At 67.6% G+C, this 13,051-nt stretch carries 9 protein-coding genes; 5 read left to right on the top strand and 4 right to left on the bottom strand.

What is annotated here, in order from left to right:
* Positions 1 to 223: 223 nt before the first annotated feature.
* From CV_RS16140 to vioE, 5 genes are all read left to right on the top strand, one after another.
* On the top strand, positions 224 to 1,480 hold the full coding sequence (locus tag CV_RS16140) for an NAD(P)/FAD-dependent oxidoreductase (RefSeq protein WP_011136821.1): 1,257 nt from the start codon (positions 224 to 226) through the stop codon (positions 1,478 to 1,480).
* A 74-nt stretch (positions 1,481 to 1,554) separates the two neighbouring features.
* Positions 1,555 to 4,551 (top strand): iminophenyl-pyruvate dimer synthase VioB, encoded by a 2,997-nt coding sequence (vioB, locus tag CV_RS16135; protein ID WP_011136820.1) that lies wholly within the window; start codon positions 1,555 to 1,557, stop codon positions 4,549 to 4,551.
* 1 nt (position 4,552) lies between these two features.
* Positions 4,553 to 5,842 carry an FAD-dependent oxidoreductase gene (locus CV_RS16130; protein ID WP_011136819.1) on the top strand — a complete coding sequence of 430 codons (1,290 nt, stop codon included), beginning with the start codon at positions 4,553 to 4,555 and terminating at the stop codon, positions 5,840 to 5,842.
* Complete coding sequence (locus CV_RS16125; RefSeq protein WP_011136818.1) at positions 5,842 to 6,963, top strand: tryptophan hydroxylase VioD; 1,122 nt, start codon at positions 5,842 to 5,844, stop codon at positions 6,961 to 6,963. Before CV_RS16130 ends, CV_RS16125 begins: the two co-directional genes overlap by 1 nt.
* Positions 6,964 to 6,972: 9 nt before the next feature.
* Complete coding sequence (gene vioE, locus CV_RS16120; RefSeq protein ID WP_011136817.1) at positions 6,973 to 7,548, top strand: violacein biosynthesis enzyme VioE; 576 nt, start codon at positions 6,973 to 6,975, stop codon at positions 7,546 to 7,548.
* A gap of 65 nt (positions 7,549 to 7,613) precedes the next feature.
* Here the strand turns inward: vioE and CV_RS16115 are convergent, their stop codons facing one another.
* From CV_RS16115 to CV_RS16100, 4 genes are read right to left on the bottom strand one after another with little or no spacing between them, the layout of a single operon-like run.
* On the bottom strand, positions 7,614 to 8,711 hold the full coding sequence (locus CV_RS16115; RefSeq protein WP_011136816.1) for a tryptophan 7-halogenase: 1,098 nt from the start codon (positions 8,709 to 8,711) through the stop codon (positions 7,614 to 7,616).
* Positions 8,701 to 10,521: a LodA/GoxA family CTQ-dependent oxidase gene (locus tag CV_RS16110; RefSeq protein WP_011136815.1), complete on the bottom strand. Its 1,821-nt coding sequence runs from the start codon at positions 10,519 to 10,521 to the stop codon at positions 8,701 to 8,703. Before CV_RS16110 ends, CV_RS16115 begins: the two co-directional genes overlap by 11 nt.
* Positions 10,522 to 10,534: 13 nt before the next feature.
* The gene (locus CV_RS16105) at positions 10,535 to 11,797 is read right to left on the bottom strand and encodes a ferritin-like domain-containing protein (RefSeq protein ID WP_011136814.1); all 1,263 of its coding nucleotides are present in this window, start codon (positions 11,795 to 11,797) and stop codon (positions 10,535 to 10,537) included.
* Positions 11,798 to 11,840: 43 nt separating this feature from the next.
* Positions 11,841 to 12,686 carry a heme-binding protein gene (locus tag CV_RS16100; protein WP_011136813.1) on the bottom strand — a complete coding sequence of 282 codons (846 nt, stop codon included), beginning with the start codon at positions 12,684 to 12,686 and terminating at the stop codon, positions 11,841 to 11,843.
* Positions 12,687 to 13,051: the final 365 nt, after the last annotated feature.

The following is a 13,051-nucleotide window of genomic DNA, read 5'->3' as shown; positions in this document are numbered from 1 at the left end:
GAATGAGTCCGGTTGAACTAATGTGGCTTGAAATTACAAAAGCATTTTATTGTTAAAATAAAATGTCAAACGATTTTTTGTGCCCGGATTGACCGGGCATGACGAGGAAACGAAAGGCAGCATCCCGATTCCAAGGCGCGAGTGCCGTAGGTTTTCGCCGCCCATGCCCGTCCGCCGTTGCCGCGCGGCGGGCGTGAGTTGACTAGTCAAAAGGACATTCGCGATGAAGCATTCTTCCGATATCTGCATTGTCGGCGCCGGCATCAGCGGCCTGACCTGCGCCAGCCATCTGCTCGACTCGCCCGCTTGCCGCGGCCTGTCGCTGCGCATCTTCGACATGCAGCAGGAGGCGGGCGGCCGCATCCGCTCGAAGATGCTGGATGGCAAGGCGTCGATAGAGCTGGGCGCGGGGCGATACTCCCCGCAGCTGCACCCGCATTTCCAGAGCGCGATGCAGCATTACAGCCAGAAGAGCGAGGTGTATCCGTTCACCCAGCTGAAATTCAAGAGCCATGTCCAGCAGAAGCTGAAGCGGGCGATGAACGAGTTGTCGCCCAGGCTGAAAGAGCATGGCAAGGAATCCTTTCTCCAGTTCGTCAGCCGCTACCAGGGCCATGACAGCGCGGTGGGCATGATCCGCTCCATGGGCTACGACGCGCTGTTCCTGCCCGACATCTCGGCCGAGATGGCCTACGACATCGTCGGCAAGCACCCGGAAATCCAGAGCGTGACCGATAACGACGCCAACCAGTGGTTCGCGGCGGAAACGGGCTTTGCGGGCCTGATCCAGGGCATCAAGGCCAAGGTCAAGGCTGCCGGCGCGCGCTTCAGCCTGGGTTACCGGCTGCTGTCGGTGAGGACGGACGGCGACGGCTACCTGCTGCAACTGGCCGGCGACGACGGCTGGAAGCTGGAACACCGGACCCGCCATCTGATCCTGGCCATTCCTCCGTCGGCGATGGCCGGGCTCAATGTCGACTTCCCCGAGGCGTGGAGCGGCGCGCGCTACGGCTCGCTGCCGCTGTTCAAGGGTTTCCTCACCTACGGCGAGCCATGGTGGCTGGACTACAAGCTGGACGACCAGGTGCTGATCGTCGACAACCCGCTGCGCAAGATCTACTTCAAGGGCGACAAGTACCTGTTCTTCTACACCGACAGCGAGATGGCCAATTACTGGCGCGGCTGCGTGGCCGAAGGAGAGGACGGCTACCTGGAGCAGATCCGCACCCATCTGGCCAGCGCGCTGGGCATCGTTCGCGAGCGCATTCCCCAGCCCCTCGCCCATGTGCACAAGTATTGGGCGCATGGCGTGGAGTTCTGCCGCGACAGCGATATCGACCATCCGTCCGCGCTCAGCCACCGCGACAGCGGCATCATCGCCTGTTCGGACGCCTACACCGAGCACTGCGGCTGGATGGAGGGCGGCCTGCTCAGCGCCCGCGAAGCCAGCCGTCTGCTGCTGCAGCGCATCGCCGCGTGAACGGTCCGGCCGCCGCATCGCGTCGCCGCCCGGTTCCGGGCGGCGCTTGTCAGCCATGACCGTTCGGGAAACACATGAGCATTCTGGATTTTCCACGCATCCATTTCCGCGGCTGGGCGCGGGTCAACGCGCCCACCGCCAACCGCGATCCGCACGGCCACATCGACATGGCCAGCAATACGGTGGCCATGGCAGGCGAACCGTTCGACCTCGCGCGCCATCCGACCGAGTTCCACCGCCACCTGCGGTCGCTGGGGCCGCGTTTCGGCCTGGACGGCCGGGCTGACCCGGAAGGGCCGTTCAGCCTGGCCGAGGGCTACAACGCGGCCGGCAACAACCATTTCTCCTGGGAGAGCGCCACCGTCAGCCACGTGCAGTGGGATGGCGGCGAAGCGGACCGCGGCGACGGCCTGGTCGGCGCCAGGCTGGCGCTGTGGGGGCATTACAACGATTACCTGCGCACCACCTTCAACCGCGCGCGCTGGGTGGACAGCGACCCCACCCGCCGCGACGCGGCGCAGATCTACGCCGGGCAGTTCACGATCAGCCCGGCCGGCGCCGGACCGGGCACGCCCTGGCTGTTCACCGCCGACATCGACGACAGCCACGGCGCGCGCTGGACGCGCGGCGGCCACATCGCCGAGCGCGGCGGCCATTTCCTGGACGAGGAGTTCGGCCTGGCGCGGCTGTTCCAGTTCTCGGTGCCCAAAGACCATCCGCACTTCCTGTTCCACCCGGGGCCATTCGATTCCGAAGCCTGGCGCAGGCTGCAGCTGGCGCTGGAGGACGACGACGTGCTCGGCCTGACGGTGCAGTACGCGCTGTTCAATATGTCGACGCCGCCGCAACCCAACTCGCCGGTGTTCCACGACATGGTCGGCGTGGTCGGCCTGTGGCGGCGCGGCGAACTGGCCAGCTACCCGGCCGGCCGGCTGCTGCGTCCGCGCCAGCCCGGGCTGGGCGATCTGACGCTGCGCGTAAGCGGCGGCCGCGTGGCGCTGAATCTGGCCTGCGCCATTCCGTTCTCCACCCGGGCGGCGCAGCCGTCCGCGCCGGACAGGCTGACGCCCGATCTCGGGGCCAAGCTGCCGTTGGGCGACCTGCTGCTGCGCGACGAGGACGGCGCGTTGCTGGCGCGGGTGCCGCAGGCGCTTTACCAGGATTACTGGACGAACCACGGCATCGTCGACCTGCCGCTGCTGCGCGAGCCCAGGGGCTCGCTGACGCTGTCCAGCGAGCTGGCCGAATGGCGCGAGCAGGACTGGGTCACGCAGTCCGACGCCTCCAATCTTTATTTGGAAGCGCCGGACCGCCGCCACGGCCGTTTCTTTCCGGAAAGCATCGCGCTGCGCAGCTATTTCCGCGGCGAGGCCCGCGCGCGCCCGGACATTCCCCACCGGATCGAGGGGATGGGTCTGGTCGGCGTGGAGTCGCGCCAGGACGGCGATGCCGCCGAATGGCGGCTGACCGGCCTGCGGCCCGGCCCGGCGCGCATCGTGCTCGACGACGGCGCGGAGGCGATCCCGCTGCGGGTGCTGCCGGACGACTGGGCGTTGGACGACGCGACGGTGGAGGAGGTCGATTACGCCTTCCTGTACCGGCACGTGATGGCCTATTACGAGCTGGTCTACCCGTTCATGTCCGACAAGGTGTTCAGCCTGGCCGACCGCTGCAAGTGCGAGACCTACGCCAGGCTGATGTGGCAGATGTGCGATCCGCAGAACCGGAACAAGAGCTACTACATGCCCAGCACCCGCGAGCTGTCGGCGCCCAAGGCCAGGCTGTTCCTCAAATACCTGGCCCATGTCGAGGGCCAGGCCAGGCTGCAGGCGCCGCCGCCGGCCGGGCCGGCGCGCATCGAGAGCAAGGCCCAGCTGGCGGCCGAGCTGCGCAAGGCGGTGGATCTGGAGTTGTCGGTGATGCTGCAGTACCTGTACGCCGCCTATTCCATTCCCAATTACGCCCAGGGCCAGCAGCGGGTGCGCGACGGCGCGTGGACGGCGGAGCAGCTGCAGCTGGCCTGCGGCAGCGGCGACCGGCGCCGCGACGGCGGCATCCGCGCCGCGCTGCTGGAGATCGCCCACGAGGAGATGATCCATTACCTGGTGGTCAACAACCTGCTGATGGCGCTGGGCGAGCCGTTCTACGCCGGCGTGCCGCTGATGGGCGAGGCGGCGCGGCAGGCGTTCGGCCTGGACACCGAATTCGCGCTGGAGCCGTTCTCCGAGTCGACGCTGGCGCGCTTCGTCCGGCTGGAATGGCCGCACTTCATCCCTGCGCCGGGCAAATCCATCGCCGACTGCTACGCCGCCATCCGCCAGGCCTTTCTCGATCTGCCCGACCTGTTCGGCGGCGAGGCCGGCAAGCGCGGCGGCGAGCACCACTTGTTCCTCAACGAGCTGACCAACCGCGCCCATCCCGGCTACCAGCTGGAGGTGTTCGATCGCGACAGCGCGCTGTTCGGCATCGCCTTCGTCACCGACCAGGGCGAGGGCGGGGCGCTGGACTCGCCGCATTACGAGCATTCGCATTTCCAGCGGCTGCGGGAGATGTCGGCCAGGATCATGGCGCAGTCCGCGCCGTTCGAGCCGGCGTTGCCGGCGCTGCGCAACCCGGTGCTGGACGAGTCGCCGGGCTGCCAGCGCGTGGCGGACGGACGGGCGCGCGCGCTGATGGCGCTGTACCAGGGCGTGTACGAGCTGATGTTCGCGATGATGGCGCAGCACTTCGCGGTCAAGCCGCTGGGCAGCCTCAGGCGCTCGCGGCTGATGAACGCGGCGATCGACCTGATGACCGGCCTGCTCAGGCCGCTGTCCTGCGCGCTGATGAACCTGCCGTCGGGCATCGCCGGACGCACCGCCGGGCCGCCGCTGCCGGGGCCGGTGGATACCCGCAGCTACGACGACTACGCGCTGGGCTGCCGGATGCTGGCGCGGCGCTGCGAGCGCCTGCTGGAGCAGGCGTCGATGCTGGAGCCGGGCTGGCTGCCCGACGCGCAAATGGAACTGCTGGATTTCTACCGCCGGCAGATGCTGGATTTGGCTTGTGGAAAGCTTTCTAGAGAGGCCTGAAATGAAAAGAGCAATCATAGTCGGAGGCGGGCTCGCCGGCGGGCTGACCGCCATCTACCTGGCGAAGCGCGGCTACGAGGTCCACGTGGTGGAAAAGCGCGGCGACCCGCTGCGGGACCTGTCTTCCTACGTGGATGTGGTCAGCTCGCGGGCGATAGGCGTCAGCATGACCGTGCGCGGCATCAAGTCGGTGCTGGCGGCCGGCATTCCGCGCGCGGAGCTGGACGCCTGCGGCGAACCCATCGTGGCGATGGCGTTTTCCGTCGGCGGCCAGTACCGGATGCGGGAGCTCAAGCCGCTGGAGGATTTCCGCCCGCTGTCGCTGAACCGCGCGGCGTTTCAGAAGCTGCTGAACAAGTACGCCAACCTGGCCGGCGTCCGCTACTACTTCGAGCACAAGTGCCTGGACGTGGATCTGGACGGCAAGTCGGTGCTGATCCAGGGCAAGGACGGCCAGCCGCAGCGCTTGCAGGGCGATATGATCATCGGCGCCGACGGCGCGCACTCGGCGGTGCGGCAGGCGATGCAGAGCGGGTTGCGCCGCTTCGAATTCCAGCAGACTTTCTTCCGCCACGGCTACAAGACGCTGGTGCTGCCGGACGCGCAGGCGCTGGGCTACCGCAAGGACACGCTGTATTTCTTCGGCATGGACTCCGGCGGCCTGTTCGCCGGCCGCGCCGCCACCATCCCGGACGGCAGCGTCAGCATCGCGGTCTGCCTGCCGTACAGCGGCAGCCCCAGCCTGACCACCACCGACGAGCCGACGATGCGCGCCTTTTTCGACCGTTACTTCGGCGGCCTGCCGCGGGACGCGCGCGACGAGATGCTGCGCCAGTTCCTGGCCAAGCCCAGCAACGACCTGATCAACGTCCGTTCCAGCACCTTCCACTACAAGGGCAATGTGCTGCTGCTGGGCGACGCCGCCCACGCCACCGCGCCTTTCCTCGGCCAGGGCATGAACATGGCGCTGGAGGACGCGCGCACCTTCGTCGAGCTGCTGGACCGCCACCAGGGCGACCAGGACAAGGCCTTTCCCGAGTTCACCGAGCTGCGCAAGGTGCAGGCCGACGCGATGCAGGACATGGCGCGCGCCAACTACGACGTGCTCAGCTGCTCCAATCCCATCTTCTTCATGCGGGCCCGCTACACCCGCTACATGCATAGCAAGTTTCCCGGCCTTTACCCGCCGGACATGGCGGAGAAGCTGTACTTCACGTCCGAGCCGTACGACAGACTGCAGCAGATCCAGAGAAAACAGAACGTTTGGTACAAGATAGGGAGGGTCAACTGATGAAGATTCTGGTCATCGGCGCGGGGCCGGCCGGCCTGGTGTTCGCCAGCCAACTGAAACAGGCGCGTCCGCTGTGGGCGATAGACATCGTCGAAAAGAACGACGAGCAGGAAGTGCTGGGCTGGGGCGTGGTGCTGCCCGGCCGGCCCGGCCAGCATCCGGCCAATCCGCTGTCCTACCTGGACGCGCCGGAGAGGCTGAATCCGCAGTTCCTGGAAGACTTCAAGCTGGTCCACCACAACGAGCCCAGCCTGATGAGCACCGGCGTGCTGCTGTGCGGCGTGGAGCGCCGCGGCCTGGTGCACGCCTTGCGCGACAAGTGCCGCTCGCAGGGCATCGCCATCCGCTTCGAATCGCCGCTGCTGGAGCATGGCGAGCTGCCGCTGGCCGACTACGACCTGGTGGTGCTGGCCAACGGCGTCAATCACAAGACCGCCCACTTCACCGAGGCGCTGGTGCCGCAGGTGGACTACGGCCGCAACAAGTACATCTGGTACGGCACCAGCCAGCTGTTCGACCAGATGAACCTGGTGTTCCGCACCCACGGCAAGGACATTTTCATCGCCCACGCCTACAAGTACTCGGACACGATGAGCACCTTCATCGTCGAGTGCAGCGAGGAGACCTATGCCCGCGCCCGCCTGGGCGAGATGTCGGAAGAGGCGTCGGCCGAATACGTCGCCAAGGTGTTCCAGGCCGAGCTGGGCGGCCACGGCCTGGTGAGCCAGCCCGGCCTCGGCTGGCGCAACTTCATGACCCTGAGCCACGACCGCTGCCACGACGGCAAGCTGGTGCTGCTGGGCGACGCGCTGCAGTCCGGCCACTTCTCCATCGGCCACGGCACCACGATGGCGGTGGTGGTGGCGCAGCTGCTGGTGAAGGCGCTGTGCACCGAGGACGGCGTGCCGGCCGCGCTGAAGCGCTTCGAGGAGCGCGCGCTGCCGCTGGTCCAGCTGTTCCGCGGCCATGCCGACAACAGCCGGGTCTGGTTCGAGACGGTGGAGGAGCGCATGCACCTGTCCAGCGCCGAGTTCGTGCAGAGCTTCGACGCGCGCCGCAAGTCGCTGCCGCCGATGCCGGAAGCGCTGGCGCAGAACCTGCGCTACGCGCTGCAACGCTGAGGAGGCCGCATGGAAAACCGGGAACCGCCGCTGCTGCCGGCGCGCTGGAGCAGCGCCTATGTGTCGTACTGGAGTCCGATGCTGCCGGATGACCAGCTGACGTCCGGCTACTGCTGGTTCGACTACGAGCGCGACATCTGTCGGATAGACGGCCTGTTCAATCCCTGGTCGGAGCGCGACACCGGCTACCGGCTGTGGATGTCCGAGGTCGGCAACGCCGCCAGCGGCCGCACCTGGAAGCAGAAGGTGGCCTATGGCCGCGAGCGGACCGCCCTGGGCGAGCAGCTGTGCGAGCGGCCGCTGGACGACGAGACCGGCCCGTTCGCCGAGCTGTTCCTGCCGCGCGACGTGCTGCGCCGGCTGGGCGCCCGCCATATCGGCCGCCGCGTGGTGCTGGGCAGGGAAGCCGACGGCTGGCGCTACCAGCGTCCGGGCAAGGGGCCGTCCACGTTGTACCTGGACGCCGCCAGCGGTACGCCGCTGAGGATGGTGACCGGGGACGAGGCGTCGCGCGCGTCGCTGCGCGATTTCCCCAACGTCAGCGAGGCCGAGATTCCCGACGCCGTCTTCGCCGCCAAGCGCTAGGGCCTGGATCGGGCAGAAAAACGGGGCTGCTTTCGGGCAGCCCCATTGTCGTCGCCGGACGAGGATCAGGCGGGAACGGCCAGCGCCGCGGGCGAGAAGGCGCGGCGCTGCCAGAACGGCTGCTCCGGCCAGCGGTTTTCCTGCCGGTAATGCCGCCGCCGCTCCGCCAGATAGCGGCGGAAGCAGTCGTCGGCGCGCTTGGCGTAGGCGCGAGCCGGCGCCAGCTCGCCGTCCAGCATCGCGACGATGGCCGGCGCGGCGGCCAGCGCGTCGCCGAGCGCGCAGGCGATGCCGGACGAGGTCAGCGGGTCCAGGCCCATCAGCGCGTCGCCGACGCAGATCCAGCCGGGGCCGGCGGCGCGGGCGACGCAGCCGCTGTGCGCGGCGAAGGCGTGCGCGGCGTCGATCCGCTGCGGCGGCGGCAGCCTCTCCGACAGCAGCCGGGTGGCGCGCCAGGCAGCCAGGAAATTGGCGGGATGTTCCAGCCCCAGTTCCCGGGCCAGGTCCTGGTCCGTCATCAGCGTGGCCAGCGCGCGGCCGTCCGGCAGCGCCGCGGCATACCACCAGCCGTAGGGCGCGGACTCCACCAGCGAGTAGCCGCTCAGTTGTCCGGGGCCGTCGACGCGGCACGCCAGCGCCTGCAGCCGGTCCAGCCTGCATCGGGAAATGCCCAGCCTGGCGGCCAGCGGCGAGCGCCTGCCGCCGGCATCCACCACCACCCGCGCCTCCACTTCGCCGAGGCCGCGCACTCGCAGCCGCCAGCCGCCAGCGGCCGGCGCGATGGCATCGACGCCGGATTCGCCCAACACGGCCACGCCGCGCGCCATCGCCTCCTGCCGCAACGCATGGTCGAAGCCGGCGCGATCCAGATGCCAGCCGTGGCCGCGGCCGCGGTACAGGAAGTGGTCCAGCCGCGGCGACTCGCTCCCCCACAGCGAGAGGTTGCCGTGGTAGCCCGGCTGGCCGTCCAGCGCATGGCCGGCGCCCAGGCGCTCGAGCAGGCCGGCGACATCCGGCGTCGCCGATTCGCCGATGCGGAAAGGCTGGGCCAGCGGGCGGTCCAGCAGCAGCGCCTCCACGCCCTGCGCCTGCAGCGCCAGCGCGAGGGCGCTGCCGGCCGGGCCGGCGCCGGCTATCGCCACCGGGTAGCGGCTAACGCTCATTGCGCGGTTCCGGCCGCGGCGGATGGGCGGGATCGAAGGGCCGGGGCAGTTCGCGCGCCACCTCGACGAAGCGGCGTTCGCCCTCCACCTGCTTTTCCATCACGAAACCCAGGCCGGCCCAGTACTTGACCATGTCGATGTCGTCGGCGAACTGGATGAAGTCGCCGGCCAACTGGTCGTAGTCGGTGCCCAGCCACGGCACCTGCTTGCCGGTTTCCTGGTCGGGCGGCGGCGGGGGCGAGGCCGCCAGCGTCCGCGGCTGCGGTTGCGGCTCCAGGTAGACGAATTCCGGCCGTTGCGCCGGCCACCACCATAGCCGCCTGCCGTCCAGCGGCTGCGACGAGCACTCGTTGAAGTCGGCTTGCCAGGGGATGGCCATGTAGCGGGTGACGTCGCCGGGCTCCATGCCGCGCTTCAGATCGAAATCCAGGCTCAGCGGGCCTTCGGGCACGAAGTGGTTGCGGATGCGGAAGGGCTGGCCGTAGATGGCCGGATTGCGCGAGATCCAGGTCATCTCGATGCCGGGCGAGAACGGTCCGCCGACGCAGTTGTCCAGCGCCGCCCGGGTCAGGTTCTCGGCCGCGTCGCCGTCCTCCGGCCGGTTGACGAAGCAGCCGGCCACCCACTGCTGCAGCATGAAGTACTGGGTGTCGGTGAGGCGCATGTACTTGCTGGTGGCGGTGCTGAGCACCAGGCAATTGTCGCCGGCCAGGTACGGCATCATCGTCGCGCCGCTGGCGGTGAGGATGTCGTTCTCCTGGTAGGGCGGGCGGATGAAATCCAGGATGTACTGGCGGAAGCCCTGGAGCTCCGGCGCGCCCAGACCGTCGGGCCCGGTGGCGCCCAGCTTGCCGAAGTCGAAGTGGTGCGGCTTGGGGGGGATGGCGGCCACCCAGGGCATATAGGTCGCGCGCTCCAGCAGCGGGCGGATTTCGGTGTGGAAATTGGGCTGGAAACCATCCTTGCCGGACTTCCAGAAGCCGTTTTCGTAAATGGCCGGGTAGTGGCCGCTGCGCACCAGCGCGTCGAAGATGGTGTCGTACAGGGTGATCAGGTTGGGCACTTCCGGCGCGTACTTGGGCGGCGCCACCAGCACGTGGGCCGGCAGCGCCTCGATCCGGCTGCCGTCGGAGAACTCGATCACCGCGCTGACCGGTCCGTCGGAGGTGTCGTCCCACCAGCCGTCGTTGTTGGCGTAGTCGGTGATGGTCGCGTCCGGATCGGCGGAGCCGGATATGCCGTAGCCCCCCAGCACCAGCAGCCGGCCGTCCTGGTCGGTGCGCAGCTCGCCCAGGGTGTCGATGGAGTCGTTCATCGGATAGAGCGGACTGGGCGGGAAGTGGGCGCCCTCGTAGCCCGGCGGCACGGTGCCGCGGCTGAACTGCTGTCCCTGCTGGCTGCGGCCGGATATCTGGCGCGGCCCGGCGTCGATCAGCAGCGCGTGGCGATCCTCGGCCTGCGGATTGCGCAGCGGGTGGTTGGGCGCGTAGCCGCCTTCTCCCTCTGCCGGCACGAAGGTGTACCAGCTGGGCTTCTTGTTGGCCAGGTGCGCGGTCCAGCGTATCGCGTGGACGCCGTCGGTGTTCAGCGTCACCTCCTCGCTGACGCCGTTTTCCACCTTGTACACCTTGAAGCGCGCGGCTTGCCGGCACAGCCGGCCTTCGGCGTCGCGGAAGTCCTGCTGGGTGAACGGTTTGCCGTCCGGCATGATGGGCAGGCCGCAGTAGCGGTCCGGCTCGATGTAGAACTTCTCCGGCGCGTTGCCGACGCGGGCGATGCCGATGGCGGGGTAGATCCGGTATTCGATCATGATGGCTCCCGATTCATGCTTGTGCGGTCTGATGGGCGGCCGCCAGGCGGCCGACGTTGTCGCGCACGCTCTCCAGCGCGTCCACCATCTCGCCGCGTTCCGCCGGGTCGTCTATCTGCTGCCTGGCCACCTGGACGGCGGCGGGCAGCCGCGCTGCCAGATCGGCCAGCCTGCTGCCGGGCTGGTACAGGTAGGTGGGCGCGCCGTTGGGGCCGACGTCGCCGTTGGTGTCCTTGTGCAGCGGCGTCTGCATCAGTTTGCGGGCCAGGTTGGGCAGCGCCTGGTGCATCAGCGGCAGGCCCTGGGTGAAGAAGCTGTCTCTGGCCTGGCCGGCGACGAAGCTGCGCTCCATCGAGTCCAGCATCAGGCTGTAGGCGATATCGAACAGCTCGGCCAGCTGGATGGCCAGCGGATTGGTGAAATCGCTGCGCTTGGGGTTGGACACGATGGGGTAGGTGGGCGGGAAGGCCGCCTTGTCCAGCGACACGGTGCGGAATTTCTTGAAGTGCGACATCTCGTACGGCGAGCCGATGATGGGGCCGTAGGTGCCGTCGGTCCGCTCGCCGTAGGTGTTGTAGGTGGCCCACGGCTCGATCGGAATCATCGACTGCGACTCCGGCACGCTGCCTTCGCCCTGCTGCACGATCTGCTGGACGCCCAGCCGGGCGCTGGCCAGGTCGGTGACCCGCACCGGCTTGCCGCCGAATTTGCCCAGGTAGATGTCCAGCCGCTGACAGGCGTCGGGGTTCGGCTGGAACAGCGCCGCCTGGTCCGGGTAGGCCGCCAGGCCGTCCAGCAGCGCGTCGTACAGCTGCGCGATGTAGCTGTAGTTGTCGCCGCGCGGCGGCGCGTGCGGCGGCGCCGGAGTCTCGATCGCGGTGAAGGTGTCGTTGAACACTTCCACCGACGCCCGGCACAGGCCGATGAAGGGCGTGGTGCTGGTGTTGGCGTGGGGCAGGTAACAGGGATAGACCGGCGCGGCGCTGCCGGTCAGCCGGGGCCGGCCGCCGATGGCCACCAGCAGATTGGCGGCCTGGTTGATGTGGAACATCTCTTCCATCATCACGCTGCGCAGCAACTGGTAGGCCTCGCAGTTGGGGTCGCTGATCGAATACAGCGCGGTCAGATAGGGCGGGATGGTGGTCATCTCCACCTGGATGGCCAGCTGGGCCGCGTCCTGCAGCGGCTTGCGGGCATCCGCCAGGTCTTCGGCGGCGCGCTGGCCGTAGATGCGGTCGAACAGCATGCCGAAGGGTTTGCTCGAGTCGATGCTCATGTTTCCTCCGCGTATCGTCGGGTAGGCAGACGGCGAGGCGCGCTCAGCGCTTGATCAGCGTGGCCACCGACACGTGCGGCCAGATGATTTCGTCGAACACCAGCAGCACGGTCTGGGTGTATTGCAGCTGCAGGAACTGGCTGCCGTCCGGACGCTGCAGCGTCTCGATCCAGAAGATGGCGTTCATTTCGGTGGCGTCCGCGTTCTGGACGATGAAGGGGATGTTGGCGATGCCGCCGGAATCCTGGGTGCTGACCGGCAGATTGGTGGTGCTCACCACCTTGAGCTCCAGCTGCTGTTGCTGATATTTCAGCACGTCCACCAGGGCCTGGTTGGGATTCTGCATGTCGAATCCGGGCGGGAACTTGCCGTTCAGATAGGGATCGGTATAACCAAGGGGCAACGGTTTGCCGTCGACCCGGGTGGGCATGGTGCTGACCGGCGCGATATTGGGCGCGCGCGCCTCGGCGGACGCCTGACCCTGGGCCAGCAGCGAGTCGCCGTGCGGGATGGTGGCCTGGCGCACGATGGTGGGCGGGTCCTGCGGCGCGGCGGTGGCCGGCACGTTCAGCCAGATGCCGGGCTCGATGTGTATGCCTTCGCCGGTGGCGGCGTCGCTGACCTGCTGCAGGTAGGTGAGGCCGTAGAGAAAGATGTCGTTCTGCTTGGAGCCGCGGTTGGGCACCGGGCCGCCTATCGGGTTGAAGTCTATGGTCTCGGTGGTGGCGTTGACGATCAGGCGGAAGATCTGCCCGTTCTGATGGTCGGGCACGGCGATCATATTGTAGCCGTGGCCGGTCCAGTGGCCGGAGAGCTCGGCCAGCGGGCCGAGATGGTCAAGGCTTTGCGATAGCGGGGCCGAAGCGCGTTGGAATTGGCTCAGGTTCATGGTTTGGCTCTCCAAGACATGGTCAGGATGACTGCGTGTTGCCTGGCGTGCTGCCGACCCGATACCGCGATATTGTCGTCCGCCTGTGGCGGCGGATCATGTCAGGTAAGTAGAATTGCTTAACCATACTTGCAGTATGGAATATCCGACATGTGCTGGTTATAGCCGGGGGCGGAGCCATGTCAAGCGTGGCGCGGGCTGGAGCGGTTTCCGCGGCCCGGCGGCCATCATCGGCGCAAGTTTTCTTGTTCTGAAAAAATGATCAAAAACAGGTATTTATGTCAGTTCCAAACATGCCGGGTCAGGACGATTCCGGCATAAGATGAAAGTCCGCCTTATCGGCCCGCGGGTTCGCCAGGATCGGA

The sequence above is a fragment of the Chromobacterium violaceum ATCC 12472 genome (genome assembly GCF_000007705.1).
Classification (GTDB): Bacteria; Pseudomonadota; Gammaproteobacteria; order Burkholderiales; family Chromobacteriaceae; genus Chromobacterium; species Chromobacterium violaceum.
Note: the sequence above shows the minus strand (reverse complement) of the source record. Positions and strands in the feature narration are given on the sequence as shown.

What these genes read in the sequence shown, in the direction of transcription:
- vioB (WP_011136820.1), top strand. Translation starts at nt 1,555, where the DNA reads ATGAGCATTCTGGATTTTCCACGCATCCATTTCCGCGGCTGGGCGCGG.
- CV_RS16105 (WP_011136814.1), bottom strand. Translation starts at nt 11,797, where the DNA reads ATGAGCATCGACTCGAGCAAACCCTTCGGCATGCTGTTCGACCGCATC.
- CV_RS16125 (WP_011136818.1), top strand. Translation starts at nt 5,842, where the DNA reads ATGAAGATTCTGGTCATCGGCGCGGGGCCGGCCGGCCTGGTGTTCGCC.
- vioE (WP_011136817.1), top strand. Translation starts at nt 6,973, where the DNA reads ATGGAAAACCGGGAACCGCCGCTGCTGCCGGCGCGCTGGAGCAGCGCC.
- CV_RS16140 (WP_011136821.1), top strand. Translation starts at nt 224, where the DNA reads ATGAAGCATTCTTCCGATATCTGCATTGTCGGCGCCGGCATCAGCGGC.
- CV_RS16100 (WP_011136813.1), bottom strand. Translation starts at nt 12,686, where the DNA reads ATGAACCTGAGCCAATTCCAACGCGCTTCGGCCCCGCTATCGCAAAGC.
- CV_RS16115 (WP_011136816.1), bottom strand. Translation starts at nt 8,711, where the DNA reads ATGAGCGTTAGCCGCTACCCGGTGGCGATAGCCGGCGCCGGCCCGGCC.
- CV_RS16110 (WP_011136815.1), bottom strand. Translation starts at nt 10,521, where the DNA reads ATGATCGAATACCGGATCTACCCCGCCATCGGCATCGCCCGCGTCGGC.
- CV_RS16130 (WP_011136819.1), top strand. Translation starts at nt 4,553, where the DNA reads ATGAAAAGAGCAATCATAGTCGGAGGCGGGCTCGCCGGCGGGCTGACC.